General features: G+C 67.4%; 23 protein-coding genes and 1 tRNA gene. 17 read left to right on the plus strand and 7 right to left on the minus strand.

Annotation, left to right across the window (positions count from 1 at the left end):
- Positions 1–24 precede the first annotated feature (24 nt).
- Together GTZ97_RS02130 and GTZ97_RS02135 are read left to right on the plus strand one after the other, a co-directional pair.
- Positions 25–4335 carry a YhdP family protein gene (locus GTZ97_RS02130; RefSeq protein ID WP_161648882.1) on the plus strand — a complete coding sequence of 1437 codons (4311 nt, stop codon included), beginning with the start codon at positions 25–27 and terminating at the stop codon, positions 4333–4335.
- 27 nt (positions 4336–4362) lie between these two features.
- Positions 4363–4872: a TlpA disulfide reductase family protein gene (locus GTZ97_RS02135; protein WP_161648883.1), complete on the plus strand. Its 510-nt coding sequence runs from the start codon at positions 4363–4365 to the stop codon at positions 4870–4872.
- Between the two features lie 16 nt (positions 4873–4888).
- Here the strand turns inward: GTZ97_RS02135 and GTZ97_RS02140 are convergent, their stop codons facing one another.
- The gene (locus tag GTZ97_RS02140) at positions 4889–6067 is read right to left on the minus strand and encodes an ATP-binding protein (RefSeq protein WP_161648884.1); all 1179 of its coding nucleotides are present in this window, start codon (positions 6065–6067) and stop codon (positions 4889–4891) included.
- A 134-nt stretch (positions 6068–6201) separates the two neighbouring features.
- Here GTZ97_RS02140 and GTZ97_RS02145 point away from each other — a divergent pair, with 134 nt between their 5' ends.
- The 5 genes from GTZ97_RS02145 (at position 6202) to GTZ97_RS02165 (ending at position 9495) form a co-directional block, all read left to right on the plus strand.
- Positions 6202–6816, plus strand: coding sequence for a hypothetical protein (locus GTZ97_RS02145; RefSeq protein ID WP_161648885.1), 615 nt, complete (start codon positions 6202–6204; stop codon positions 6814–6816).
- A gap of 21 nt (positions 6817–6837) precedes the next feature.
- Positions 6838–7296, plus strand: coding sequence for a PTS sugar transporter subunit IIA (locus GTZ97_RS02150; RefSeq protein ID WP_161648886.1), 459 nt, complete (start codon positions 6838–6840; stop codon positions 7294–7296).
- Positions 7265–7534 carry an HPr family phosphocarrier protein gene (locus GTZ97_RS02155; protein WP_161648887.1) on the plus strand — a complete coding sequence of 90 codons (270 nt, stop codon included), beginning with the start codon at positions 7265–7267 and terminating at the stop codon, positions 7532–7534. Before GTZ97_RS02150 ends, GTZ97_RS02155 begins: the two co-directional genes overlap by 32 nt.
- Before the next feature lie 181 nt (positions 7535–7715).
- The gene (locus GTZ97_RS02160) at positions 7716–8795 is read left to right on the plus strand and encodes a SphA family protein (RefSeq protein ID WP_161648888.1); all 1080 of its coding nucleotides are present in this window, start codon (positions 7716–7718) and stop codon (positions 8793–8795) included.
- Positions 8796–8838: 43 nt separating this feature from the next.
- Positions 8839–9495 (plus strand): chalcone isomerase family protein, encoded by a 657-nt coding sequence (locus GTZ97_RS02165; RefSeq protein WP_161648889.1) that lies wholly within the window; start codon positions 8839–8841, stop codon positions 9493–9495.
- Between the two features lie 13 nt (positions 9496–9508).
- On the opposite strand, the gene GTZ97_RS02170 is transcribed toward GTZ97_RS02165, so the two are convergent.
- The 3 genes from GTZ97_RS02170 to queC are packed head-to-tail and all read right to left on the minus strand — an operon-like array spanning position 9509 to position 12899.
- A complete protein-coding gene (locus GTZ97_RS02170; RefSeq protein WP_161648890.1) occupies positions 9509–11515 on the minus strand; it encodes a M48 family metalloprotease in 2007 nt (668 codons plus the stop codon).
- Positions 11516–11543: 28 nt separating this feature from the next.
- Positions 11544–12137 (minus strand): LemA family protein, encoded by a 594-nt coding sequence (locus GTZ97_RS02175; protein ID WP_161648891.1) that lies wholly within the window; start codon positions 12135–12137, stop codon positions 11544–11546.
- 24 nt (positions 12138–12161) lie between these two features.
- A complete protein-coding gene (queC, locus tag GTZ97_RS02180) occupies positions 12162–12899 on the minus strand; it encodes a 7-cyano-7-deazaguanine synthase QueC (RefSeq protein WP_161648892.1) in 738 nt (245 codons plus the stop codon).
- A 133-nt stretch (positions 12900–13032) separates the two neighbouring features.
- On the opposite strand from queC, the gene GTZ97_RS02185 reads away from it, so the two are divergent.
- Positions 13033–13809, plus strand: a complete 777-nt coding sequence (locus tag GTZ97_RS02185; protein ID WP_161648893.1) for a ferredoxin--NADP reductase — start codon at positions 13033–13035, stop codon at positions 13807–13809.
- On the opposite strand, the gene GTZ97_RS02190 is transcribed toward GTZ97_RS02185, so the two are convergent.
- Positions 13742–14005, minus strand: a complete 264-nt coding sequence (locus GTZ97_RS02190) for a DUF2061 domain-containing protein (RefSeq protein ID WP_330863526.1) — start codon at positions 14003–14005, stop codon at positions 13742–13744. The two genes, GTZ97_RS02185 and GTZ97_RS02190, sit on opposite strands and share 68 nt — an antisense overlap.
- 131 nt (positions 14006–14136) lie before the next feature.
- On the opposite strand from GTZ97_RS02190, the gene GTZ97_RS02195 reads away from it, so the two are divergent.
- Complete coding sequence (locus tag GTZ97_RS02195) at positions 14137–15399, plus strand: SMP-30/gluconolactonase/LRE family protein (protein WP_236650974.1); 1263 nt, start codon at positions 14137–14139, stop codon at positions 15397–15399.
- Here the strand turns inward: GTZ97_RS02195 and GTZ97_RS02200 are convergent.
- Positions 15378–16679: a glutamate-5-semialdehyde dehydrogenase gene (locus GTZ97_RS02200; RefSeq protein WP_161648895.1), complete on the minus strand. Its 1302-nt coding sequence runs from the start codon at positions 16677–16679 to the stop codon at positions 15378–15380. The genes GTZ97_RS02195 and GTZ97_RS02200 overlap by 22 nt on opposite strands.
- A gap of 578 nt (positions 16680–17257) precedes the next feature.
- On the opposite strand from GTZ97_RS02200, the gene GTZ97_RS16855 reads away from it, so the two are divergent.
- Entirely contained in the window at positions 17258–17386 is a 129-nt protein-coding gene (locus GTZ97_RS16855) for a hypothetical protein (RefSeq protein WP_269089906.1), read from the plus strand.
- Positions 17387–17393: 7 nt separating this feature from the next.
- On the opposite strand, the gene GTZ97_RS02205 is transcribed toward GTZ97_RS16855, so the two are convergent.
- Positions 17394–18737 (minus strand): FAD-dependent monooxygenase, encoded by a 1344-nt coding sequence (locus GTZ97_RS02205; RefSeq protein ID WP_161648896.1) that lies wholly within the window; start codon positions 18735–18737, stop codon positions 17394–17396.
- Between the two features lie 135 nt (positions 18738–18872).
- Here GTZ97_RS02205 and ispB point away from each other — a divergent pair, with 135 nt between their 5' ends.
- The 7 genes from ispB to GTZ97_RS02240 all read left to right on the plus strand — a co-directional run bounded on the left by ispB (position 18873) and on the right by GTZ97_RS02240 (position 25302).
- Positions 18873–19853: an octaprenyl diphosphate synthase gene (gene ispB, locus GTZ97_RS02210; protein ID WP_330863527.1), complete on the plus strand. Its 981-nt coding sequence runs from the start codon at positions 18873–18875 to the stop codon at positions 19851–19853.
- 14 nt (positions 19854–19867) lie between these two features.
- Positions 19868–19944, plus strand: a tRNA-Pro gene (locus GTZ97_RS02215).
- 217 nt (positions 19945–20161) lie between these two features.
- Complete coding sequence (locus GTZ97_RS02220) at positions 20162–20485, plus strand: helix-turn-helix domain-containing protein (RefSeq protein ID WP_161648898.1); 324 nt, start codon at positions 20162–20164, stop codon at positions 20483–20485.
- A 10-nt stretch (positions 20486–20495) separates the two neighbouring features.
- Complete coding sequence (locus tag GTZ97_RS02225) at positions 20496–21854, plus strand: HipA domain-containing protein (protein WP_161648899.1); 1359 nt, start codon at positions 20496–20498, stop codon at positions 21852–21854.
- The gene (locus GTZ97_RS02230; RefSeq protein ID WP_161648900.1) at positions 21851–22561 is read left to right on the plus strand and encodes a c-type cytochrome; all 711 of its coding nucleotides are present in this window, start codon (positions 21851–21853) and stop codon (positions 22559–22561) included. The genes GTZ97_RS02225 and GTZ97_RS02230 overlap by 4 nt, the downstream gene beginning before the upstream one ends.
- Positions 22558–23850 (plus strand): cytochrome c, encoded by a 1293-nt coding sequence (locus GTZ97_RS02235; RefSeq protein ID WP_161648901.1) that lies wholly within the window; start codon positions 22558–22560, stop codon positions 23848–23850. The genes GTZ97_RS02230 and GTZ97_RS02235 overlap by 4 nt, the downstream gene beginning before the upstream one ends.
- Before the next feature lie 87 nt (positions 23851–23937).
- Positions 23938–25302 (plus strand): sensor histidine kinase, encoded by a 1365-nt coding sequence (locus GTZ97_RS02240; RefSeq protein ID WP_161648902.1) that lies wholly within the window; start codon positions 23938–23940, stop codon positions 25300–25302.
- Positions 25303–25312 lie beyond the last annotated feature (10 nt).

Genomic DNA, 25312 nt, shown 5'->3' on the forward strand with positions numbered 1-25312 from the left:
TCGACTGACGTGTGACCCTGTTTCATGCCTGCAACTGTCTCTGAGACCGACGAATCGGTGCAAGCGCCCCGCCGCACGTGGCCGGCCCGCTGGGCCCGGGCGCTGACCTGGGGCAGTGCGCGCGCGGCCTGGCGCCTGACGCGCTGGGGTCTGCTGCTGGCGGGTGTGCTGGGCATGCTGGCCACCGTCGGGTGGATGGTGTTGCTCTGGGTGATTCTGCCGCGCGCGGGCGACTGGCGGGTTGATCTGGAAGAACAAGCCACACGGGCGCTGGGGGTGCCCGTGCAGATTGGCGCCGTGCAGGGCGCACGCCAGGGTATCTGGCCGACGGTGACCTTGCGCGATGTGGTGCTGCTGGATGCGCAAAAGCGTCCGGGGCTGACCTTGCCGGAGGTCTCGGCCAGAGTGTCGCTGGCCACGCTGTCGCCGTGGGCCTGGCTGGATGGCCAGCTTCGGCTGGGCGAACTGGTGCTGCGGGCGCCGGCGCTCGCGGTGCGCCGCGATCGCAATGGGCGCATCCATGTGGCGGGGCTGATGTTGCCTGAGGGGGGCACCGCGGACGGGGCAGATGATCGCCGGGGCTTGGACTGGGTGCTGACCCAGGCCCGCATCCGCATCGAAAACGGCCAGGTGGACTGGACAGACGCGTACCTGGGCGCGCCCACGCTGGCGCTGCGTGAGGTGGATCTGCGCTTGCGCAACCGCATGGGGCTGGGCCGCCGCTGGCACGAGTTGACGGTGTCAGCCACGCCACCGGCCGATGTGGGGCAACGCTTCAGCGCCCGGGCCGACCTGGCCCAGCCCTGGCTGACGCGGCCGAGCGACTGGCGGGCGTGGTCCGGTACGGTGACAGCACGGTGGCCGCAGGTGGATGTGCGGCGCTGGCGGGATCACATTCGCCTGCCCGTGGCCGTGCTGGCGGGGCGCGGCAGCCTGGCCGCTGACCTCACGATCGACCGAGGTCGCGCCGGGCAGGCCCGAGTGACGGCGCAGGTCAGCGGTCTGCGCCTGCGTTTGCGTGAAGGGCTGCCCGAGCTCGCCCTTCGTCAGCTCGATGGCACTTTGTTGATGGCGCATGCCGACGGCGAAACCGTGCTGGGCTGGCAGCAGTTGCAGTTCACGTTGGCCGACGGCAGCGCCTGGCCGCGCAGCGATGCCCGTCTGGCCTGGCGCGAGGCTGAAGGGCGTTTCCAGGCCAGTCGGCTGGACTTGGCTGTGCTGGCCGAACTGGCCGATCGGTTGCCGCTGCCGGAGGTCTGGCATAGACAGTTGGCCGATCTGGCGCCGGCTGGGGTCTTGCAGGACCTGGACTGGCGATGGCTGGGGCCGGCGCAGACGCCGACCACTTATCAACTGAACGCCCGCGCGCAGGGGTTGCGCCTGCAGGAAGGGGATGTCCAGAGCGGACGGCCGGGTCTGGCGCAGGCCGACCTCACTGTGCGTGCCACACAGGATGGCGGGGAAGCGACGGTGGCGATGCGCCAGGGGTGGTTGTCTTTCCCGGGCGTGTTCGAGGAGCCGCGCATTCCGGTCGAGCAGTTGCAGGCCGAGGTCAGCTGGCGCGCCAGCGGGCCGGCTGATGCCCGCGCGTGGGAGGTGTGGGTGCGGCGGGCTCGGTTTGCCAACGCCGACGCCAGCGGCGAGCTGGAAGGCCAATGGCGCACCAGCCGGCCCGGCGAGAACGCGGCAGACGGCCAGGCATTGGGCGGCCTGCCGGGCTGGCTGCGCCTGAATGGGCGCCTGGACCAGGCCCAGGCCACGCGGGTATGGCGCTACCTGCCGTTGAGCATCCCGGCGGACACGCGCAACTATGTGCGCCAGGCCTTTCTGGCCGGCGTGGGCGAGGGCGTGCGATTCGAGGTCGAAGGCCAGTTGCATGACTTCCCGTTCAAAGATGACGTCGGTGGGCGCTTTCGGGTGGATGTGCCGCTGCGTGATGTGGTGATGGACTACGTGCCGCCAGCCCTGCTGGGGCTGACGGCCGACGCACCGCGCGGCATCTGGCCGGCGATGAGCGAACTGCGCGGCATGCTGCGCTTCTCCGGGCAGCGCATGCTGGTCGAGCAGGCCAGTGGGCGACTGGCGAGTTCGGGCGGCGGGCGCTTCATGCTCAGCGGCGTGACGGGGCGCATCGACAACCTGGGCGACGACGATCCGCGCTTGAGCGTGGAAGGTGAAGGACGCGGTCCGCTGGACGATGCGCTGCGTTTTCTGGCGCGCTCGCCGGTGGGCGGCTGGACGGGGCATGTGCTGGATGACGCCCGGGCGGCTGGCAGCGCGGCGATGTCGCTGAAGCTGGACATTCCGCTCAACCGAACGGATGACACCACGGTGCGCGGCGAGGTGCGGCTTGCCGAGACTGACCAGGCGGCGTTGACCCTCAATGCCGGTGTGCCGGCGATGCGGCAGATCCGCGGCGTGATCGGCTTTACCGAGCGGCGCCTGTCGGTGAAGGCCCAGGCACAGGTCTGGGGCGAGTCCATGCAGGTACAGGGCGAGCGAGGCGACGATGGCATCACGCGATTCAATGCCTCCGGCCGCATGTCGGCGCAGGGGCTGCGCCAGGCCAGCGAGTACCCCATGCTGGCCCGCCTGGCCACGCGGCTGAAGGGTGATGCGCCGGTGAGCGTGCAGGTGCAGGTAGGCGAAGCGCGGGGGCGCCAGGGCTTGCCCCATGCAGAGGTGGTGGTGCGCTCGTCGCTGCAGGGCATGGCAGCCGACCTGCCGGCGCCCATGAACAAGCCGGCGCAGGCCGTCTGGCCACTGGAGGTACGCCACACGCAGGAAGACAGCGCGGGGCTGCGTGACGGCCTGGTGGTGGACCTGGGCAACCCGCGCGCGTTGCCGATGACGGCAGCGGCCATGCCGTGGCTGCGCGCGGATGTGCGTTGGGCGCGTGCGGCGGTCGGGCAGGCCGCTGAGTTGGAGCGCGGCAGCGTGATGCTGCTCCAGGCCGACGCCCAGGCGCCCACGCGCGTTCAGCCCCTGCCCGCTCGCGGTGTGGCTGCGCAGATCGTGCTTGACAGCCTGGACCTGGATGCATGGTCGACGGTGCTGGCCGGGCTGTCGCCATCGGGCACACCCGCGGCTGGCACGCCCGCCTCCGGCATGGCGCCCGAGGCTGTCTGGCTGCCTGACACGCTGAGCCTGCGCGCTGACCGCCTGACGCTGCGCCAGCGCACCCTGGACGACGTGACGGCCACCCTGGCCCACCCCAGCCCTGGCGTGTGGCGGCTGCAGCTGGACGCGCGCCAGGCGGCCGGTCAGATCGAGTGGTTGCCGGAATCGGGGCCGCTGGCCGAGCGTGGCCCGGCCGGGCACCGCCTGGTGGCGCGCCTGTCGCGTCTGTCCATTCCGCCGGCCGAGGCCCAGGCGCTGCAGCAGCAGGCCACCGAGCGCCTGATGGCCCCGGATGCCTCGCCCATGCCGGCGCTGGACGTGGTGGTGGAGCAGTTCGACTGGCGCGGGCTGCCGCTGGGGCGGTTCGAGGTCGAGGCCGTGAACCGCCGCGTGGCCAGCGGGACGCCCGTGGCCCTGCCGGAATGGCGCCTGACTCGGCTACGCTTGTCAGGGCCCGAGGCGCAGCTCAACGCCACCGGCAACTGGACCATGCTGGGCGCCCAGCGTGACAGCGCTGGCCGTAACCTGCCGCGCTCGGCGTTCAGCTTCACGCTGGATGTGCACAACGGCGGGGCGTTGCTGGCGCGACTCGGCTTGCCGCAGACAGTGCGTGGCGGCAAGGGGCAGCTGGCAGGCAACGTGGCCTGGCAGGGGGCGCCGCTCGAGCCGGACGCCGACTCCATGAGTGGCGAGATCAAGGTTCGCATCAACCAGGGGCAGTTTCTGAAGGTCGATCCGGGCGCGGCCAAGCTACTGGGCGTGCTGAGCCTGCAGGCGCTGCCGCGTCGACTGGTGCTCGACTTCCGCGACGTGTTCCAGGAGGGTTTCGCCTTTGACGCCATCGACGGCGATGTGCAGATCCAGCGGGGTGTGGCCCGCACGCGCAACCTGCGCATGCGCGGCGTGCAGGCCGTGGTGCTGATGGAAGGGCAGGCCAACATCCGCGATGAGACACAGGATCTGCAGGTCTACGTCGTGCCCGATTTCAACGCCGGAGGCGCCTCGTTGGCGTACGCAGCGATCAACCCCGTCGTGGGCTTGGGCACCTTCGTGGCGCAGATGCTGCTGCGCAAGCAGGTGGCTGACGCGGGCACGCAGGTCTTCCACGTGAGTGGCCCCTGGAGCGATCCACAGGTGGTGCGGGTATTGGGCCCCCGCCCGTCGGAGGGGGGAACGAACCCGGCACAATCGGGGTCTGCTGCAGGCTCGCCTTGAGTTGTTTGCCCCACAGGTGCCGTTCCGATGGTCTTGACGCGTCGTTCCCTTCTTCTGAGCATCCCCGTCTTGCCGGCTGCGCTGAGCGGCTGCGAGTGGGAGTCCCGCCCCAAGGTGCCCGATGTGCCATTCGTGCAGATCGACGGCAGCAAGCATCGGCTGGCCGATCTGACCGGCCGCGTCATGGTGATCAATTTCTGGGCCACGAGCTGCAGCACCTGCGTGCGCGAGATGCCCCACATCGTCGCGACCCACCGCCAGTTCCAGGCCCAGGGCCTGGAGACGCTGGCCGTGGCCATGCAATATGACCCGCCGGCCTATGTGATGTCGTTCGCGCGCAGCCGCGAGCTGCCATTTCGGGTCATCATGGACCACACGGGCGAGTTCGCGCGCTCGTTCGGCCCGGTTCAGCTCACGCCTACCACCTTTGTGGTCAACCGCCGGGGCGAAATCGTCAAGCGCTACATTGGCGAGCCGGATTTCGATGCGATGAACAAGCTCATCGCCAAGCTGCTGGCGGAGCCGAAACCGGCCTGATCAGCGCCCCGCCGGATCACATCACCCGGGTCAGCTCGTAGACCAGGGCAGAGGGCAGCGAGGTGGCGATGGCGTCGCGTCCCACACGGGCCATGCCGGTGTGGCTGACGGCTGCAATCTCGAAAGTGCGGCCTTCGTCGAGCAGTTCGATGAAGACGAATTCGGGTACCTCGCGGCGGATGCCGTCGAACAGATGCTCCAGCCGCGTGCCGCGCAGGGCGCTCTCGAACACGATGGCGTGTGGCAGGCCCTCCTGACAGAAGGCCTGTGCCTCATTGACGGAATGAACGAAGTCAAGCACCAAGCCCATGGCCTTGAGCGACTCGCGTACCTGCACGCGGACGTCGCGGCGGCTCGCCACCACCAGCACATGGCTGCCGGCCAGTGGCTTGGAGTTGACCGAATCGACGAAGTCGTGCGCGTCTTGTGCGTGCATGACCTCCTCGAAAGTGGCTGTCACGGTCGTGGGGAACTCGATGCTCACCGTGGCGTGAACACCATCGATCTGTCGCTCGACGATGAGGCCCAGTGTCCGGGCGGTTTCTTCCAGCAGATGCCAGTGCAGGGTGCTGAGCCGCTCTGTGAGGCCGTCCATGTCGGCTGTGGTGGGCTGGTCACTGGGCTGGTGCTGGATGCGGCAGACCAGGCGGGCCCGCTCAGGCCAGTTGCGCATCGTGACCTGCAGGTCAACCGCCCCGACGGTGGTGGGAATCCACCAGTCCACCAGCGCATTGAGCAGGGCAAACAGCATGGAGGCGTCGAGTCTCACCTCGGCCGGGCGCAGCGCCTGGGTCAGCCGGATGCCATGGGCGTGCAGTTCGCGCGCCCGGTAGGCCAGCACGCTCTGCAAGGTGTTGGTGAGGTGGACGCGCTCGTGCGACTGGCGGATGCGCCCAGATGCCAGGCGTGCCATTTGCTGACACAGCAGACCAGCCTGACGGGCACGGTCGATCTCGTCGCGCAGCGCACGCAAGCCCTGGCGGTCAATGCGGCCCGTGGTGTTGAGGGTGGTGACGCGCTCAAGTGCCGCCGTCAGCGGTTCGGCCAGTTCACGCCCGACCTGCGCGATCAGCGCCTGCCAGCGCAGCGCCGGGTCGGCCTCGGGGTCAGGCGACGCAGGCGGCGCAGCCTCGGTCGATGGCGTCATGGCCAGCGACAGGGCTTCGTGCAGGGGAGGGTCGGAGGGCAGATTCATGCGCAACGGGGCCGCTTGCATGTGCCGCGGCGATGGGGTGAGCACAAAGTGTTACGGTTCCGGCGCGTCCTGTCTATCCCATGCATGGGTGAGCCCCAGCATGCTGGCAGCCGCACAGACAGCGAGGTGAATGCATGAGAACAGGTAAATGGGGCCGGGCAGCTGGCTGTTGGATGGCTGGCGCGGCCCTGCTCGCGACGGCGGGGTGCTCGCCGGAACTGAACTGGCGCGAGGTGCAGGTGGCGTCTGGCCAGGGGCTGGTGGCCATGTTTCCCTGCAAGCCGCAGACGCACGAGCGCACGCTGACGCTGCCTGGCCTGCCGCAACCGGTCGCCGTCAGCATGCAGTCTTGCCAGACGGGGCAGACCACCTGGGCCGTCAGCCATGTGGAGACGGATTCGCCCCAGGCCATGGCCGACCTGCTGACGCGCTGGCCGCAATTGACACGCGAGAACCTGGCTGAGGCGGCGCGGCAACTGCCTGTGGCGCGCCAGGTGGCGGTGGAGGGGCCCACGCCGGTGACCGTGCCGGGCATGACACCTCAGGCCGCGGCGGGCGCATGGCGCTACGTGACCGAGCGGCCGGATGGCTCGGGCCGCCCATTCAAGGTCGAGGTGCAGGCGTGGCATTTTGCCCACGGCATGCACGTCTACCAGGCGTCCGTCTGGCGTCCGGCCGACGCACCACCTGACCCAAGTGGGGAGGATGTGGCGAAAGCCTTCTTCGATGGCTTCCAATTTCGGCCATGAGCCGCCGATAATCCGGCCCGTATGCCCGGTTTGCTGATCATTGCGCACGCCCCGCTGGCTTCTGCCCTGAAGCTGGCTGCCCAGCATTGTTTTCCGGATGTGGGGGGGCAGCTGCAGGCGCTCGACGTGCCGGCCAACCTGCCCCGCGACGAGCTCGAGGCGCAGGCCAGGCAGATGCTCGGCGCACTGGTGGAGGCAGACCCGCGCGGCGAGGCCCTGGTGCTGGCCGACGTGTTCGGAGCCACCCCATGCAACATCGTCCAACGTCTGGCCGATGGCGTGCAGGTCAAGGTCGTCACGGGCGTGAACGTGCCCATGCTGTGGCGCGCCCTGAACTATGCTGGCGAGCCACTCGACCAGCTCATCCTGCGCGCCGTTGCGGGCGGTACCCAGGGCGTGATGCAGGTGGCCAGCAGCCGTCCACAGAATCAGGCCATTCACCCCACCCATGATCAAGACCACCGTCACCATCAGCAATAAGCTGGGCCTGCACGCGCGCGCGTCGGCCAAATTCACCAAGCTGGCCAGCAGCTTCCCGTGTCAGGTGCACATGAGTCGCGGCGACCGACGCATCAACGCCAAAAGCATCATGGGCGTGATGATGCTCGCCGCCGGCATCGGCACGCAGGTCGAAATCGAATGCGACGGCGAGCGTGAACAGGAAGCCATGCAGGCGCTGGTGGACCTGGTGAACGACAAGTTCGGTGAAGGTGAGTGAGGGTTATCCCTGTTTTTTGATCGACGGTGCCGCGCGTTGTGGTGTGAGGCCGACACATGTTTTCACACCTGACCGAATAACGGGGCACAGTAAACCCCCACTTGGGTTTCGGCATTTGCTGCCGATACTCCCGTTTCCGATCTTTCTACACATTCGCTTTCAGCATCAAGGAGTACCGCTCATGACCTCCACCCGTGTTGGTTCGGCCCGCACCCATTCCTCGACCCTGCGCCTGGCTGCATGCGCCCTTGCCGCGCTGGCCTGCGCTTCGGCTGGTGCGGCCGAGAACGGCGGTCAGCGTTACTCAGCCGGCATCGGTGGCAGCGACATGACGGCGCCGCTGATGCCGGGCTGGTACTTCCAGGCGCCGGTGGTGGCGTATCACGCGAAGAAGATCAAGGGTGACAACGGGAAGCAGGCGACGGCGCACATCACCAACTCAGAACTCCTGCCGGGCGGTCCATACCGCGCCAAGGTGGGCCTTGAGGCGGACGTGCGCGCGGTTCAACCTCGTCTCACCTACCTCGACAACACCCGACTGTTTGGCGGCAACATCGGCTTCACGATGATGCTGCCGCTTGTTCAGCGCAAAGGCAACTTCACGCTGACGTCGGGCGTGCCCGAACCACTTAACTCCATCTTTCAGGTCCAGGCGGGGCTCAACGAGGTGGCCGATGGCCTGAGCGGCCGTGTCACCGGCATCGGCGATCTGGAGATCGGCGGCATCATTCACTGGGAACTGGCCGACAACCAGGCCATGACGCTGGTGAACACCTTCGTCATTCCCACGGGGGACTACAAGGCCGAACGCCGCTTGAATCCGGGTTTTGGCAACTTCTACACCTTCCGCCCGTCGCTGCAGTATTCCTACATCGGTGAGGGCTGGGATTTTGGCGTGCGCACGGTGCTGTCGTTCAACACGCGCAACAAGGACACCGGCTACCGCTCGGGCAATGTGGCCAACGTCGACTTCCAGTTGATGAAGTTCGTGACGGACGACATCCGTGTGGGCTTGCAGGGCTTTGCGGTCAAGCAGTTCCAGAGCGATTCCCAGGACCTGTCCGGGCTGTCCGGAGACCTGCAGAAGGAGATCATCAACGGCAACCGCATGCGCGGCTATGGCCTCGGCCCGGCTGTGGGCTGGCTCAAGGATGGCGGCGACATGATGGTGGAAGGCAAGTTCATCAAGGAATTCGGTGCGCGCAACCGTACCGAAGGCCAGGCTTTCTGGCTGACGGTGTCCAAGCCGCTGGGCCTGTGAGACCGTTGATCTGACTGCCTGCTCAGGCTACAGGAGTGGCGCCATGAATGCTCAAGCCTTGTCTGTTTGCGAGGACGCGATGCTGACGCGTCGTCAGTGGCTGTCGTTGGCCGCAGGGGCGGCCTGCCTGCCGTTGAGCGCGCCCGCCCATGCCGATTACGAGCTCGAGGGCGTTCGGCTGGAAGACTCGATGACCGCCTACGGGCAAAAGCTGGTGCTCAATGGCGCGGGTGTGCGACGACGGGGGTATCACAAGTCGGATGTGGTCGCCTTGTACCTGCCAGAGCGTCGCACCACGCCGGAAGCCATCTACAAGCTCGACGGCGTACGGCGCATCCAGCTCAACCTGCTGCGCGACCTGTCGTCGTCAACCATCAGCCGCGTGTTCCTGTCGGACTTCAAGCAGGTGGCCACGGACGAGGAGTTCAAGAAGCTCATCGAGCCGTTGGGCATGATTGGCGCGGCGTATGCCAACATCCGGCGGGTGTCCAAGGGCGATGTGGTCAATCTGGACTGGGTGCCCGGCCGGGGCTGGATGGCCACCCACAATGGCCGTCAGCTGTCGAGCGTCGATGGCGTACTGGCCATCAAGGACGAACTGGCCTACCAGATCTACCTGCGCATGTACCTGGGCAACGCGGCCTCGGCAGAGTTGCGCAACGGTTTGCTGGGGCTGACCAAGCTGGAGCGGGCGAGCTGATCCGGCGCGCCTGTTAGCGCACGCCATAGTGCGCCGCGAGCATCGCGGGCAGGGGTGAATCCACCAGATCGGCCATCAACCGCAAGGCATCGGCCGTGCGGTGGTCCAGTACGCCTTTGGGGCTGTGGTTGAAGGCCTCTTCAACCCACGCCTTCAGCAGCAGCGGGCGCATCATCCACGACAGTTCCTGCACGGCGGCCAGCGCATTCATGAGGCTGTCCGTGTCGGGCACGGGAGGCGGCTGACGTGATGACTCGGGCGCTTGCCCGCAGCGCGCCATCACGCCGGCATACCAGGCCAGGCTGGCTGCCGCGAGTTGCCCGTCGCTGCCTTCGTCGTGGGGCACGAAGCGGGCGAGGTAGGCTGTCAGTGCGCCCACTTGCTGGCGCGAGGTCTTGTCGAGTTCCAGCAGTCCCTGGCCTTGTCCGGTCACTGGCCTCGCAAACGGCTGGCGGGGTGTCTTCATGCCCAGCCTGTGGCGCAGCGTCAGCCACCAGAGGCGGTCGCGGGGGCTGACGCGACCGTCGGCCCGCAGCAGGTCGCGTGCCAGCACCACCACATCGCGCCGCTGCGCGAGATCGAGTTGGCGGATCACTTCCGTTACCCGCTCGAACTCGGGAAGGCGCATGGTGGGGTGCAACTGGGCCACGTCTTCGAGGATGCGGCTGGCGTGTTGCAGCGGCTCGGCCAATTGCATCCACAGCTTGCGTTCGCGAACGTTGGTGGGATCCATCATCAGCGCCAGCAGCACGAGCCGGATTTCCAGCGGGCCCTGACGCCGTTGCAGGCGTTGTTGCGCTTCGCGTTGCGCATGCGACAGCGCGGCCGCGCCCATGCTCGCGGCTTGAACCGGATCCAGGTGCGAGCGGGCCTCGCCGGGCTGCTGGCCCGACGGCAACGCGGCAGAGGCGCGCGCCGTGCTGGCCGGATCGGTCGATTCGACGCTGGCGCCGGGGACGGTGCCGTCGGCTGCCTGCATCACCCCGGCGGGAGCGCTGCCCGGGCGGCGTGGTGCGCGCGCTGCCTCACGGGGCACCTCGCGTAACAGTGGGGCCGGAATGGGCGGCAGGACGGTGCCGCAGATGCGCCGGATGCGTTCGGACAGTTTGGGGTGGGTGGCCAACCAGTGCACGCCTTCAGGCTCGTGCAACAGCATGGCGGCAATCATTGCGGTGGCCGGGTTGTGCATGCGCCCGGCCAGGGCCTGTTGGTCGTGCCAGATCTTGCGCAGCACGTTGCCCAGTCCGTCACGCGTGCGTGTGAACTGGATGGCACAGGCGTCGGCCAGGTGTTCGCGCTGACGCGAGACCGCGGCCTGCAGCACCCGGCCGGCCAGCCAGCCCAGCCAGCCCACGGTGGTGAACACCAGCCCCATGAGCCAGGGCAGCGGGTGGACGCGGCCCTGGTCATCGGCGGCCATCAAGGCCTGGCCATAGCCGTGGATGAGCGACAGTCCCCACACCAGCGCGATCGTGCGCATGGACAGCGGCAGGTCGCCCTCCTTGATGTGACCGAACTCGTGCGCCACCAGGCCTTGCAACTCGCTGCGGGTCAGGCGCTCGAGCGCGCCGCGGGTCACGGCCAGCGCCCGGTCGGCATCGTCCCAGCCGGCCACAAAGGCGTTGATCGCGTCCTCACGTGGCAGCACAAACACGCGAGGTGGGGACTGGCCGCTGGCCAGGGCCATCTCGTCGACCACGTTGAGCAGGCGGCGCTCCAGGGCGTTGTCGCCGTCGGTGACCTCGCGTCCGCCCATCCAGTGGGCCACGCGGACGCCGCCGCCCTCGCGCAGACGATGGGTCTCGACCCAGCAGCCGCCCAACACGAACAGCACGATCAGCAGGGTGTTGGTCTCGAAGAAAAGCGCGGGATAGCCTTGCGTGAACGGCAGGAAGAGCTTGTAGGCCAGGGCCATCAGCAGGTTGACGGCCAGCACCAGCGCGAACAGCAGCAGCGCGAACCACCCGAACAGCCGGGTGGTTTCGTCGCGTGCGGCGGCCTGGTGCTGTCTGAAACGCATGGCAAGGAGCAGGGGCCGGCGGCCGCGCTCAGAACTTTACGGCGACGGGGGCGCGCTCGGACTCGTGGGTGGTCGACTGCAGCATGTCGGCGGTACGGAAACCGAACAAGCCGGCCACCATGTTGGTGGGGAACTGGTGCGCTGCGTTGTTGTAGTCGAGCGTCGCGTCGTTGAACAGCTGACGGGCAAAGGCGATCTTGTTCTCGGTGTGGGTGAGCTCTTCGGAGAGCTCCTGCATGCGGGCATCGGCCTTCAGTTCGGGGTAGGCCTCGACCGTGGCCTGAAAGCGACCCATGGCGCTGCCCAGCACCCCTTCGGCCAAGCCCAGGCTCTTGATCGGCCCGCTTTCGTTGGGCTTGGACTTCACCATGTCGGTGGCCGCCATGACCTGCGCGCGTGCCGCGGTCACGCGCTCAAGTGTCTCGCGCTCATGCTCCATGTACTTGCGCGCCACCTCGATCAGGTTGGGGATGAGATCGTGCCGGCGCTTGAGCTGCACGTCGATCTGCGCAAAGGCGTTGCCGATCTCGTTGCGCAGGCGCACGAGTCGGTTGTAGGCGCCCACGGCCCAGAAGAAGACGAGCGCCACCAGGGCGATGAAGACGATGAGGGTGGTGTTCATGGCTCCCTTTGCGTGTTCATGTGCTCACGGCTGTTGTTGGCCGAGGTGCTGTGCGATGTACTGCGCGTGCCCCTCGGCGCGCAGCTGGCATGCCGGGCACGTGCCACAGCCGTAGCCCCAGGCGTGGCGGTGTGTGCGGTCGCCCAGGTAACAGGTGTGCGTGTGTTCGACGATGAGGGCGTTCAGCGCCTCGCCGCCCAGTTGCGCGCTCAGCGCCCAGGTTTGCGCCTTGGTCAGCCACATCAGCGGCGTCTCGATCGTCATGGGGCTGTCCAGCCCGAGGCTGATGGCCACCTGCAGCGCCTTGAGCGTGTTGTCGCGGCAGTCCGGATAGCCCGAGTAATCGGTTTCGCACATGCCGCCCACCAGCACGCTGGCTCCGCGCCGGTAGGCCACGGCGGCAGCGAAGTTCAGGAACAGCAGATTGCGCCCGGGCACGAAGGTGTTGGGCAGGCCGCTGGCCGTCATCTCGATGGCGCGCGCTTCGGTCAGCGCCGTGTCGGAGATCTGGCCCAGCAGGCCCAGATCGAGCACGTGGTCGTCGCCCAGCCGGGGCGCCCAATGCGGAAAGGCGCGAGCCAGCTCGGTGCGCACGGCGCCGCGACACGCCATCTCGATGCGATGGCGCTGGCCGTAGTCGAAGCCAATGGTCTCGACCCTCGCGTAGCGCGCGAGCGCCCAGGCGAGGCAGACAGTGGAATCCTGCCCGCCCGAGAACACGACCAGGGCGGTGCGGGGATCAGGCGAGGCGGTCTGCAACATGGGGGCGAGCATAGCGCAAGGCCGCTGGATACGACCGGATTTTGCGCCCTGAAACCGGCCGCTTTGCGGGAGTTGAGCGACAATAGCCGGTTTCCTGCCTTACGAGCTGGGCGCTCAGCCCATCAAGCACACCATGGCCGCATTCAACCAAGAGACCGTCACCCACGTTCATCACTGGAACGACACCCTGTTCAGCTTCCGGACGACGCGCGACCCCTCGTTGCGTTTCGCCAGCGGCCACTTCGTGATGATCGGTCTGGAGGTCGACGGCAAACCGCTGATGCGTGCGTATTCGATCGCCAGCGCCAACTACGAAGAGCACCTCGAGTTCCTGTCCATCAAGGTGCAGAACGGCCCTTTGACCTCGCGCCTGCAGCATCTGAAGGTGGGCGACAAGATCCTGGTGAGCCGCAAGGCCGTGGGCACCCTGGTGGTCGACGACCTCAAGCCGGCCGTCAACCTGTACCTGTTTGGCACGGGCACCGGCCTGGCGCCGTTCATGAGCATCATCCAGGACCCGTACACCTACGAGAAGTTCGACAAGGTCATCCTGGTGCACGGCGTGCGCTGGACGAGCGAGCTGGCTTATCACGACTTCATCAGCGAGGACCTGCCCAACCACGAATTGCTGGGCGACATGGTCCGCGAGAAGCTGGTCTACTACCCGCTGGTCACGCGTGACACCTTCCGCAACCAGGGCCGCATGACCGACGCCATCACCACCGGCAAGATGGCGACCGATCTGGGCCTGGCCCCGATCAACCCCCACACCGATCGCGCCATGATCTGCGGCAGCCCCGCCATGCTCAAGGACATGTGCGACATCCTGGACGCCCGCGGCTTCAAGATCTCGCCGTCTCAGGGTGAGCCGGGTGACTACGTGATTGAACGGGCGTTTGTCGAGAAATGAGCTGGCGCACCCGGCATACCGTCGGGTGATCCCAGTAGCGGTCGACCACGTAATGGAGCCCGGTGTTGACGATGGGCTCGACGAAGGTGACCGCCCCGGCAATCGTCACGCTGCCCGTGAGCGCGTAGGCGATGCCGAAGGAGCTGGCCATGTGGAGGACGCCGTAGGTTGCGGTTTTGGCCATGATGGACTCCATTCGTGCTGTGTCTGAGAATGGTTCTCATTGTGGCGAGGCGCGCGACAGGGATCCACTCGATTGATCTGATTGCATCAATAGGCTGAGCCAATCAAGCATGCGGCGCTCGGCGCATACCAGGAGACAGGCAGATGACACGCGTGACGCCCCGCATGTGGGCTGTTCTGAGCTGGGGAACCCCGGTCGTGGCCTTGCTGGCCTATCTGGCCTTCTGGCCGGTCGCCATCGAACCCCGCGCCTGGGAGCCCCCCCGCAACGCCGGCCACACCGGTGCGCACCAGACCAACGACAAGCTGGCAGCCTTGCGTCCGCTGCCGCTGATTGCGGGCCAGGACGGCCCTGAACACATCCTGGCGCACAAGGGCCTGCTCTACACCGGCCTGACCAACGGCGACGTGGTGCGCTTGAGCCCAGAGGGGCAGGAAGTGCGCGATGTGGTGGTGAACACCGGCGGCCGGCCGCTGGGACTGGCCATGGACGCAGAAGGGCGGTTGCTGGTGGCCGACGCCATGCGCGGCCTGTTGCGCGTGACTGGCGCTGGCCCGCAGGCCAAGGTCGATGTCATCCTCAAGGCAGTGGACCACCCCGTGCCGAACGACCCTGTGCGCTATGCGGACGCGGTCGAACTCGGCCCGGACGGCACCATCTGGCTGACCGATGCATCGCGGCGCTTCTCGGCGCGTGAACTCAACAGCACCTTTGAGGCCAGCGTGCTCGACATCCTCGAGCACAGCTGCACCGGTCGGCTGATTGCGCAGCACCCGGAAACCCTGGTCGCGCGCGTGGTACTCACAGGCCTGTGCTTCCCCAATGGCCTGGCTTTCACCGGCGACGGCAAAAGCCTGTTCGTGGCCGAGACGGGCACCTTCCGCATCGTCAAGCTGGATCTGGCCAAGCTGTCGCTGCTGCGCTCGCCCAAGGGCGCGCACGTGCCACCGTCGCTCGACGATGCGCTACGCCAGGGCGCAGCCAGCGTACCGATCGACAACCTGCCCGGCTACCCCGACAACCTGACCCGTACGCCCTCAGGGCGCATCTGGGTGGGGCTGACCAAGCCACGCAGCCCGGTGCTGGACTACGCCGCCAGCCGGCCTTGGGTGCGCTCGTTCACGCTGCGCCTGCCGCGCGCGCTGTGGCCGGTGCCCAAGGCCTACGGCCACATCATCGCGTTCGAGGATTCGGGCCGCATCGTCGACGACATGCAGGACCCGAAGGGTGGCTATCCTGAGACCACCTCGGCCACCGAGATCGACGGCAAGCTGTTCGTGCAGAGCCTGCACGCGCCGTCGCTGGCCTGGCTGCCCTACCGGGGGCCGGGCGTGCCGGTGCCGGCCGACGACGGCTCGGTGGAGCGCATCGTCGGCGGTGCGCCTCAGGCGCGCACTTCGCCCTGACCGAGCACGACAAACTTCATCGAGGTCAGGCCTTCCAGGCCGACCGGCCCACGGGCGTGGAACTTGTCGGTGCTGATGCCGATCTCGGCGCCCAGGCCGTATTCGAAGCCATCGGCAAAGCGGGTCGAGGCGTTGATCATCACGCTCGATGAATCCACCTCGCGGATGAAGCGCATGGCGTTGGGGTGGTTGGTGCTCAGGATGGCGTCGGTGTGGTGCGAGCCATAGCGGTTGATGTGGGCGATGGCCTCGTCCAGCGAGTCGACCACCTTCACCGCGATCACCGGAGCCAGGTACTCTTCAAACCAGTCTTGCTCGGTGGCGTCGACCACCTGGGCGCCCGCCACCTTGCCCAGGATGGCCTTGGCGCGCAGGTCGCAGCGCATCTCCACTCCCTTGGCCGCGAACACCGCGCCGATGCGGGGCAGGAAGGACTCGGCCTGCTGCACATGCACCAGCAGTGATTCGGTGGCGTTGCACGGGCTGTATTTCTGGGTCTTGGCGTTGTCCGTCACCTTGACGGCCAGATCCAGGTCGACCTCCGCATCGACGTAGGTGTGGCAGTTGCCATCCAGGTGCTTGATCACCGGCACCCGCGCCTCGGCGCTGATGCGCTCGATCAGGCCCTTGCCCCCACGCGGGATGATCACGTCCACATACTGCGGCATGGTGATGAGCTGACCCACGGCGGCGCGGTCGGTGGTCTGCACCAGTTGCACGGCTTCGGCGGGCAGCCCGGCTTGCGTGAGCGCGGCCTGCACCAGCTTCCACAGAGCGAGATTGGAGTGGATGGCCTCTGAGCCGCCGCGCAGCACGCAGGCGTTGCCGCTCTTGATGGCCAGCGAGGCGGCCTCGATCGTCACATTCGGGCGCGATTCGTAAATCATGCCGAACACGCCGATGGGCACGCGCATCTGGCCCACGCTGATGCCGGTGGGGCGGCGGCGCACATTGGTGATCTCGCCAATGGGGTCGGGCAGGGCGGCGACCTGTTCGCAGCTCTCGGCCATCGTCTCGATGACCTTGTCCGTCAGGCGCAGGCGGTCGACCATGGGGGCGGCCAGACCGTTCTTCTCGGCGGCGATGATGTCCGACTCGTTGCGGGCCTTCAGTTCGCCCGCGTGGCTGCGGATCTGCGCGGCCAGGGCCAGCAAGGCCTGGTTCTTGGCGGCCGTGGAAGCGGCGGCCATGGTGGTGGCGGCGGCGCGTGCGGCCTGGCCGACGGCGGTCATGTACTGCTCGACCGGTTGGTCGGCGCTGAGGTGGGTGGCGGTGCTCATGGTGCTAGATTGTCGCAAAGCCCGCCGCCCCTTGCCTACCGCCGCCGTGCCACAGCCTGATTCATCCGATTCGCCCCCGGCCCAGGCCAAGCCACACGCCTTGCGCCAGGTGATCCTGATCCACCCCGAGGCGCCCGCCAAGCCGCCGCTGGGCGCGCCATGCAACGGTTGCGGGGTGTGCTGCCTGGCTGAGCCGTGCCCGGTGGGCGTGCTGGTCAGTCGCCGGCGCACCGGGGCGTGCACGGCCTTGCGCTGGAGCAATTCCGAAGGCCGTTATCACTGCGGTTTGATGATCTGGGGTAATCCCGCATCGGTCAGCGCGGCAAACGATTGGCCGGATGGGAAAAAGGTGGGTTTCGCACCACATCGGGCCGCGCACGCCCTGTTTGCCAGCTTGTGGCACCGCTGGGTCAGGCGCATCATTTCTGCAGGCAGCGGGTGCGATGCCAGCCTGGAAGTCATCCGGGGAGACCCTGAATCTCCTCAAGATGAGGGGGGTAGTCCCCTCTGATCCTGGCATGGTGTTCGCCTGCGGTCTCTAGCATCGACTTCATTGATGGACCCCTGGGGAGCTCACCATGCGCAAGATGCTGCAACACACCGTGATGGCCGCGATGGCGGTCTGGGCGCTGTCGATGGTCCAGTCGCAAATGGGCGCGTCGACCGACACGCTGACGGCCTCGGCCGGCGTGTGGGTGGTGCGCTGAACCGCGGTCAGCGCCAGCCGAACATCATCGAACGCGCCAGCAGCCGCTTGGCGGGTGACAAGGCCTGCAGGGCGCCCAGGCCCAGGCCGCGGGCCGTGGCCAGGATCGGCGCAGGCCACGTGAAGCTTCGCGCCAGCAGGTCGGTCGTGGCCATCAGCGCCCAGCGATCCGGTTGACGGCGGCGCTCGAAGCGCGCCAACGCGCCGCGGACGGCCGCCGAACGTGTGCCGGCTGCCGCAGCCCCCGTGATACCGACCGCATCGGCCTGGCGCAGGGCCGCCAGCAACTCGTGCACATCGCGCATGGCCAGGTTGAAGCCCTGGCCGGCGACCGGGTGGAGCGTCTGGGCTGCGTTGCCAATGCGCACGATGGCGCCGTCTTCGACCAGACGACGGTGGGCCTGCAGGCCCAGCGGAAAGCCCTTGAGCGACGAGACCGCCTCAATCGGGCCCACCTCGGGATGGAACAGCGTGTTGAGCAGCGTCAGCCGTTGCGTCTCGTTAAGCTGGGCCACAGGATCGTCGTTCCGACCCACGCACCACACCAGGGCAGCACGTCGCCCGTGACGGCTGTCTGCCGCTGGCACACCGCCGGGCCCCATCAAGGGGCCGTCTGGCAGCGGGAGCAGGGCGGCCGGACCGCTGGGTGTGAAGCGTTCGTAAGCCACGCCGATGGGATGGTCAGCTGCCAGCCGCACCTGGCCGACCCAGGCGGTCTGCTCGTAGTCGCGCTGCAGGCCCTCGGGCCAGTTCAGTGCCGCCCGCTGGCCAAAAACCCCGCCCTCGGCCACGACGGCCACATCCACCGCCTCGGCGATGTCGGCGTCCACCTCGACGCCGTGTGCCAACGCCTTGAGGCCATGAACAGGCGTGCCGAAGCGCATCGCCAGGCGATGCGGTTCGAGCGCGCAGGCATCCAGCCAGGCGGCCTGCAGTGGCGCCACCAGCGTGCCGTAGCTGAGCACGGCGCCCAGTTGGGGCACGGCCTGCTCCAGCGCGGTGATGCGCACTTCGGGCTGCGTGCGCCCAGGCCACAAGACAGTGGGCTGTTGTTGCGACACATGGACGGTCAGGATGGGGGCGGTCTGACCCGTTGCGGCAATGGCGGGCCACACCCCCATGCGCTGCAGCTCCTGCACCGTACCCAGTGACAAGGCCAGCGTGCGCGCATCGGCGGCCACGTCGTGGTCAGCCGCGCGGGCGTCGAACACGGTGATGCGCGCCCGAGGCAGGGCGTGGCGAGCCTGCAGTGCCAGGCTGAGGCCGGCAGGGCCTGCGCCGATGATGGCCAGATGCAGGCCCTCGGGCCGTGTAGAGGGGGGCTGGGATGCGAAGGGCTGCGTGCGGGTCATGGCAATCAGATGCAGGCATGCGACGCGCGGGTTGGCGCCATGGGGGCATTGTCGGCCAGTTTCTATAATCCGCTGCCCGTCACGTTTGCTGTGCGGGTGGCGCCCCGCCTTTGTCCCTCTGACCGGCCTCTTCGCGTGACTGACACCTCGACCCCCGCTCTCTACCGCAGCCTCTCGGCCGATGACATGGCCGCGGTCGACCAGGTCATCCACCAGCGGCTGTCGTCGCGCATCGCCTTGGTCAACCAGATCTCGCACTACATCGTGCAGGCTGGCGGCAAGCGCGTGCGTCCCATGTTGCTGCTGCTGATTGCGCGCGCGCTGGGCTGCGACAGCACCGAGCGCCATGAACTGGCCGCCGTGGTGGAGTTCATCCACACCGCCACGCTGCTGCACGACGACGTGGTCGACGAATCCGATCTGCGCCGCGGCCGCAAGACAGCCAACGCGATGTTTGGTAACGCCGCCAGCGTGCTGGTGGGCGATTTTCTGTACTCGCGCGCCTTCCAGATGATGGTGTCGACCAACCGTCTGCGCGTCATGGCGGTGCTGGCCGAGGCCACCAACGTGATCGCCGAGGGCGAGGTGCTGCAGTTGATGAACATGCACGACCCGGACATCTCGGTGGACGATTACCTGCGCGTGATCGAATACAAGACGGCCAAGCTGTTCGAGGCCAGCGCGCGCCTGGGCGCCGTGATCTCGGACGCCTCGCCAGAAGTGGAAGAGGCTTGTGCAGGCTACGGCCGCACCGTGGGCACGGCCTTTCAGCTGATCGACGACCTGCTCGACTACGAAGGCACGACAGCCGAGCTGGGCAAGAACATCGGCGACGACCTGCGCGAGGGCAAGCCCACGCTGCCGCTGCTGGTGGCCATGCAGCGCGGCACGCCGGCCCAGCGCGAGCTGATCCGCCACGCCATTGAGCACGGTGAAGTCGAGAAGATGCCCGAGATCGTGGCCATCGTGCGCGACACCGGCGCGCTGGAGGCCACGCGCGAGGCCGCCCGCGAGCAGGTACAGCGGGCGCAGGCCCACCTGGCGTTGCTGCCAGACACGCCCTGGCGCCAAGCTCTGCTACAATTGTCGTTTGACTCGATTGGCAGATCCAACTGACGTCGAGCCAGCATCGGGGTGTAGCTTAGCCTGGTAGAGCGCTACGTTCGGGACGTAGAGGCCGGAGGTTCGAATCCTCTCACCCCGACCAGATCTTTTGACAAAAAGCCCAAGCGCATCACGTGCTTGGGCTTTTTGCTTTTGATCTCATCCAGGGCGATTCTGGATGAATTTCGGCCGTTTCGGAAATTCAGAAATTCGGGTTGCGGCTGCGCGCATCCGGATTATGTTTCTGAATCGCCGAAATAGTGATTGATAGGGCAGCCGAAAGGCCCTAGTATTTCGGAGAAGCAGAAAGGAAGTCCGAAATGACTGACGCCGTCAGCCGCACACCCCGCCTGTTGAAGTCAGCATCGCACCTGGGCCCAGTTGTGCGCGACCAGCGCAAATCACAGTCGCTGCGCATCGACGACGCGGCGGGCCTGCTGGGCGTGTCGGTGGACCTCATGTCCCGGCTCGAAAACGGTCAGGGCTCGGTGCGCCTGGACAAAGCCCTGGCTGTGCTGGATGGCCTGGGACTCACGCTCATGGTGTTGCCCAAGGCGCACCCGTGGGCGCGCGAGGCTGCTTCATCTGCAGCGCCGGCCAGCGCAGACAGCGCGTCGGTGGTGGCCGACGACAACAAGCCATGAGGCGGCCGGCATGACCCACGCCTTGCAGGTCTGGGCCGATGCGAGCCGGGTCGCCACCATCGAGCATGAAGGACGCGATGACCGCTGGGGCCTGGGCTATGCCCAGCCCTGGCTGAAAGATGCCCAGGCCTACCCGCTGTCACCGGCGCTGCCCCTGCTGCAGCCGGTGGGCGGCTACGCCTCCGCCTCCATCAAGCGCTTCATTGAGCACCTGTTGCCCGAAGGGCGCGCGCTGGATGTGGCTGTGACCTACAACGGTCTGGCCAGGACCAATGTCTTCGGTCTGATCTGGGCACTCGGGGCCGAGACCGCAGGCGCCTTGCGCTTTACCGGCGATGCGGCCCCAGCAGCACCCACTGCCGAACCCGTCCCGCGAGAGATCCCCCTGCCTGAGCTCGACCAGCGCATTGCCGAGCGGGAGCATGTGCCGCTGTCCGTATGGGACGGCAAGGTGCGCATGTCGGTCGCCGGTTTGCAAGACAAGCTGCTGGTCTACCTTGACCGGCCACTGCTTGAGGGCGGCAAGCTTTTTCTGGTGGACGGGCAGCGGCTGGCATCCACCCACATCCTCAAGCCCGACACGGGCAACCCGCAGACACCGCACCTGGCGGTCAACGAACACTTCTGCATGTCGCTCGCCCGGCGCATGGGTCTGCCGGCTGCGGAGGTGAGCCTGCTGCGTACGCCCCGGCCGGTGCTGGTTGTGCGGCGCTTCGACCGCGAAGTCGAGAATGCGGGTGACCGGCTGCACGTGCGCCGCCGGCACATCATCGACGCGTGCCAGGCCTGCGATCTGCCAGTGGCCTACAAATACGAGCGCAACCTGGGCAGCGCCGAGGCGGTGCGCCACATCCGCGACGGCGTCAGCTTCGAGCGCCTGTTTGGCTGCGCAGACCTCACGGCCAACAAGGCCGCCGCCCGGCTGGCCATGCTGCGTTGGGCGCTCTTCCAGTTCTTGATTGGCAACAGCGATGCACACGGCAAGAACTTCTCTTTCTTCGTCCTAGCCGGGGGCCTGCTGGATCCCACCCCCTGGTACGACATGGTGAGCGTGCTGCAGTACGATGGCTTCGACACCGAGTTGGCCATGGCCTACGGCGACGTCTTCCGCCACGCTGAGGTCTCGGCCTTTGCTCTGGCCGATTTCGCCGTGCGCTGCGGCATCGACCGGAGGCTGATGCGCCGCGAGGGACAGCGCCTGGCAAAGCTGGCCATCGTGCAAGCGGCTGCACAGGCCCAGGCGGCCGATTACGAGGACGAGGCCGAGCGGGCCTTTGTGCAAGGTATTGCCGCCTTCGTGGTTCGCCAGGCCGAACGCCTGACGCAACTGGTGGCCGACGCTGCGCGCTGGAAGGATGCGTACCTATGACGGTTTTACCTGGCGCGCTGCTGGCCGCAGCGACCGCGCTTTGGGGGCTGGCCGCTCAGGCCCAGGAGCGCCGGCCCGTTGAGGACACGATGGCCCAGCGCATGGAGGCGTGTACGGTGTGTCACGGGCCGCAGGGCCGCTCGACCGCTCAGGGCTACTTCCCGCGCATCGCAGGCAAGCCGGCCGGCTACCTGGCCAACCAACTGATCAACTTCCGGGATGGGCGGCGCCACAACGGTGCGATGGCCTATCTGGTCAAGCACATGTCGGACGACTACGTGCACGAGATTGGCCGTTACTTTGGCGGACTCGACCTGCCGTACTCCCCGCCGCAGGCCGTGACGCTGGAGCCCGCCTCGCTGGAACGGGCGCGGACGCTGGTGTTCAAGGGCAACGGGGCCCGCGGGCTACCGGCGTGTGTGCACTGCCATGGCGAGCGCATGACAGGTGCGTTGCCCGCCTTTCCGGGGCTGCTGGGCCTGCCGCGCGACTATCTCGTCGCGCAGTTGGGCGCATGGCGAACGGGGCAGCGCCATGCCGTCGCGCCTGATTGCATGCGGACGGTGGCCCAGCGGCTCACGCCCGAGGACATCACCGCCGTGGCGAGCTGGCTCGCGGCGCAGCCCATGCCCTCGGACAGCAAGCCGGCCGCTGCATCGTCGCTGCCCTCGCCCTTGCCCATGCCTTGCGGGAGCGGGCCCCGATGAGTGCGCCCCGAACCCGCAAACTGGCCGTGGCGGCGGTGCTGGCTGCGCTGACCGCCGTGGTGATCGGTGCGCTGGTGGCGCTGCTGAACGTCTGGGGCGAAGCGCCCGTTCAGAAAGGGCGGGCGGTGGACGCCCCGCGTTCTGACGCCAGCCTTGTCGCCAGAGGCGCCTATCTTGCCAAAGCAGGCAACTGTGCGGCGTGCCACACCGCACGCGGCGGCATGGACATGGCCGGCGGCAAGGCTGTTCCCACGCCTTTTGGCACCGTGTACGCGACCAACCTGACGTCCGACCGCGAGACGGGACTGGGCGACTGGTCAGCCAGCGAGTTCTGGCGTGCCATGCATCACGGCCGTTCGAAAGACGGTCGCCTGTTGTATCCCGCGTTTCCTTACCCCAGCTACACGTATGTCACCCGACAGGACAGCGACGCCCTGTACGCCTACCTGCAGAGCCTGCCCCCCGTGCGACAGGCCAACAGGCCGCACGCGTTGCGCTTTCCGTACAACCTTCAGGCTTCTCTTGCCGTCTGGCGCGCGCTGTACTTTCGACCCGGGCGCCATGAAGACGATCCCGGCCGCTCGGCAGCCTGGAACCGCGGACATTACCTGGTCCGGGGCCTTGGGCACTGCGTCGCTTGCCATGCCAGCCGCAACCAGCTGGGCGCGATCTCCAGCGATGTGGCGCTCGGGGGGGGGCTGATCCCCATGCAGAACTGGTATGCCCCCTCCCTGGCGTCGAAGCAGGAGGCTGGTGTGCAGCATTGGCCCACGCACGAGGTGGTGGCACTGTTGCAAACGGGTGTCGCGCCACGGGGCTCGGTGCTGGGCCCCATGGCGGAGGTGGTCCATGGCAGCACGCAGCACCTGAGCGCGGAAGACCTGCATGCCATGGCCACCTACCTGAAGGCGCTGCCGCAGCAGCCCGCCGTGCCCGTTACGGCAGCGCCTGCGCCGGAAGCCACCTTGCAGTGGGGCCGGCGCATCTATGGTGATCGCTGTGCGAGCTGCCATGGCGAGCGCGGTGAAGGGGGCAGGGGCATCTACCCAGCGCTCGCTGGCAACCGCGCCGTCACCCTCCGTGCGCCGCACAACGTCATCAAGGTCATCAGCCATGGCGGCTTTCCGCCCACCACCGCGGGCAACCCTCGGCCATTTGGCATGCCGCCGTTCTCGCAGGTCTTGAGTGGCGAAGAGATTGCGGCCGTGAGCACCTACATCCGGCAATCGTGGGGCAACCAGGCATCGGCCGTCGACGCGTTGGAGGTCTTGCGTCTCAACGAGCGCTGAGGGTGCTGGGCCAGATCTAGGGGAAGATGCCCCTTTGTTCCCGATCGTGACAGTCTGATACTGCTTGGTGCATCAGCGGAGCAACGCATGACCGAGCTTGGTTTCACCGATGGGTTCGCGATCACGGCCGGGTTGGTGCATGCCTTTGTGGCCGGGGTGTTTCTGCGCTTTCGCTCGGTCAGGCGCGAATGGGGACTGGGCTGGCTGGCGGGTGCGTATGCGGCGTCGGCCGTGTTGAACCTGCTGTACTGGCCCGTGTTGCGGCTGCCGATGGCCTCGGGCTTCGACACGTGGCATGGCTTGTTCCTGCTGATTGTCGGGGTGACGGCGATTGCGGCGCTGCTGGCCGGTGTGCGCCAGTACACCGGGCACGAGCGGCCAAAGGCCTGGGCGGTGTTTGCAACGGTGTGGCTGGGTTTTGTCGCTCTTGCGGCCAGCCGCATGCAGTGGGTCGAGCAGGATGCGCTGCCCGGCAACCTTGCGGGCTGCGTGATTTTTGTCTACATGGCGTGGTTGTTCGTTCAGGCGCGGCGGCGCGAGCCGCAGTCTGGCCACGGGTTGGCCGCCGCCATGCTGGCGCTGTATCCCTTGCTGGTATTGGGTGGCATGGCCGTTGGCATGAACCAGCACGATGTGCGGCAGTGGGCGGCGGTACCGTTTGCGCTGGCCGGTCTGGGCGTGATGTCGGCCACCATGGGGCGCTTGCGCGCGCAGGCGCGCGAGTTGACGGCCACGCTGGAATCCCGTGTGGCCGAGCGCACGCAGCAACTCAGCGAGATGATCAGTTCGTTGGAGTCGTTCAACAGCATGGTGTCGCATGACCTGCGCGGCTCGCTCGGCGGGCTGGCCGGGCTGAGCGACGTGGCACTGCAGGCCATCGACGCCGGCGACACCGCCCGGGCGCGTCAGGTGATCGGTGTCGTGCGCCGCGAAACGGGCCAGTTGGCGAGCCTGGTGTCGGATCTGTTGCTGCTGGCGCGTGCCTCACAAGGCGAGGTGCACAAACAGTCGCTCAACCTGTCGACCCTGGTGGGCGAGGCGCTCGAGCAACTGGCGATCAGCCAGGGCGACGAAGTTCGCCACCGTGTGTCGTGTGGCGAGATGCTGCCTGTGCAGGCCGACCCGGTGCTGTTGCGGCAGGTGCTGGTCAACCTGGTGGGCAACGCGTTGAAGTTCTCGCGGCAGTCGAGCGAGCCGCAGGTGCATCTGCAGGCGCGCCCGCAACAGAATGGCGTGGTGATCAGCGTGCAGGACAACGGCGTGGGCTTCGATCCGGCGCGCGCGGCGGAGCTGTTCGAACCGTTCAAGCGGCTGCACGCCCCGGGCCGGTTTGAAGGCAGCGGCGTGGGACTGACCATCGTGCGCCGCATCGTCGAGCGCCACGGCGGCCGGGTGTGGGCCGACGGCGCCCCGGGCCGGGGCGCCACCTTCTCGGTGTGGTTGCCGGCCTGAACCCGGGCGC

The organism is Aquabacterium fontiphilum, assembly GCF_009909205.1.
GTDB classification, from domain to species: Bacteria; Pseudomonadota; Gammaproteobacteria; order Burkholderiales; family Burkholderiaceae_C; genus Aquabacterium; species Aquabacterium fontiphilum.

Excerpts from the sequence above, each read along its gene's own strand:
- GTZ97_RS02220 (WP_161648898.1), top strand. The coding sequence starts at position 20,162 with ATGACTGACGCCGTCAGCCGCACACCCCGCCTGTTGAAGTCAGCATCG.
- GTZ97_RS02135 (WP_161648883.1), top strand. The coding sequence starts at position 4,363 with ATGGTCTTGACGCGTCGTTCCCTTCTTCTGAGCATCCCCGTCTTGCCG.
- GTZ97_RS02185 (WP_161648893.1), top strand. The coding sequence starts at position 13,033 with ATGGCCGCATTCAACCAAGAGACCGTCACCCACGTTCATCACTGGAAC.
- GTZ97_RS16855 (WP_269089906.1), top strand. The coding sequence starts at position 17,258 with ATGCGCAAGATGCTGCAACACACCGTGATGGCCGCGATGGCGGTCTGG.
- GTZ97_RS02150 (WP_161648886.1), top strand. The coding sequence starts at position 6,838 with ATGCCCGGTTTGCTGATCATTGCGCACGCCCCGCTGGCTTCTGCCCTG.
- GTZ97_RS02130 (WP_161648882.1), top strand. The coding sequence starts at position 25 with ATGCCTGCAACTGTCTCTGAGACCGACGAATCGGTGCAAGCGCCCCGC.
- GTZ97_RS02165 (WP_161648889.1), top strand. The coding sequence starts at position 8,839 with ATGAATGCTCAAGCCTTGTCTGTTTGCGAGGACGCGATGCTGACGCGT.
- GTZ97_RS02145 (WP_161648885.1), top strand. The coding sequence starts at position 6,202 with ATGAGAACAGGTAAATGGGGCCGGGCAGCTGGCTGTTGGATGGCTGGC.
- GTZ97_RS02235 (WP_161648901.1), top strand. The coding sequence starts at position 22,558 with ATGAGTGCGCCCCGAACCCGCAAACTGGCCGTGGCGGCGGTGCTGGCT.
- GTZ97_RS02230 (WP_161648900.1), top strand. The coding sequence starts at position 21,851 with ATGACGGTTTTACCTGGCGCGCTGCTGGCCGCAGCGACCGCGCTTTGG.
- GTZ97_RS02205 (WP_161648896.1), bottom strand. The coding sequence starts at position 18,737 with ATGACCCGCACGCAGCCCTTCGCATCCCAGCCCCCCTCTACACGGCCC.
- GTZ97_RS02195 (WP_236650974.1), top strand. The coding sequence starts at position 14,137 with ATGACACGCGTGACGCCCCGCATGTGGGCTGTTCTGAGCTGGGGAACC.
- queC (WP_161648892.1), bottom strand. The coding sequence starts at position 12,899 with ATGTTGCAGACCGCCTCGCCTGATCCCCGCACCGCCCTGGTCGTGTTC.
- GTZ97_RS02175 (WP_161648891.1), bottom strand. The coding sequence starts at position 12,137 with ATGAACACCACCCTCATCGTCTTCATCGCCCTGGTGGCGCTCGTCTTC.
- GTZ97_RS02160 (WP_161648888.1), top strand. The coding sequence starts at position 7,716 with ATGACCTCCACCCGTGTTGGTTCGGCCCGCACCCATTCCTCGACCCTG.
- GTZ97_RS02140 (WP_161648884.1), bottom strand. The coding sequence starts at position 6,067 with ATGAATCTGCCCTCCGACCCTCCCCTGCACGAAGCCCTGTCGCTGGCC.
- GTZ97_RS02200 (WP_161648895.1), bottom strand. The coding sequence starts at position 16,679 with ATGAGCACCGCCACCCACCTCAGCGCCGACCAACCGGTCGAGCAGTAC.
- GTZ97_RS02170 (WP_161648890.1), bottom strand. The coding sequence starts at position 11,515 with ATGCGTTTCAGACAGCACCAGGCCGCCGCACGCGACGAAACCACCCGG.
- GTZ97_RS02240 (WP_161648902.1), top strand. The coding sequence starts at position 23,938 with ATGACCGAGCTTGGTTTCACCGATGGGTTCGCGATCACGGCCGGGTTG.
- GTZ97_RS02155 (WP_161648887.1), top strand. The coding sequence starts at position 7,265 with ATGATCAAGACCACCGTCACCATCAGCAATAAGCTGGGCCTGCACGCG.
- GTZ97_RS02225 (WP_161648899.1), top strand. The coding sequence starts at position 20,496 with ATGACCCACGCCTTGCAGGTCTGGGCCGATGCGAGCCGGGTCGCCACC.
- GTZ97_RS02190 (WP_330863526.1), bottom strand. The coding sequence starts at position 14,005 with ATGGAGTCCATCATGGCCAAAACCGCAACCTACGGCGTCCTCCACATG.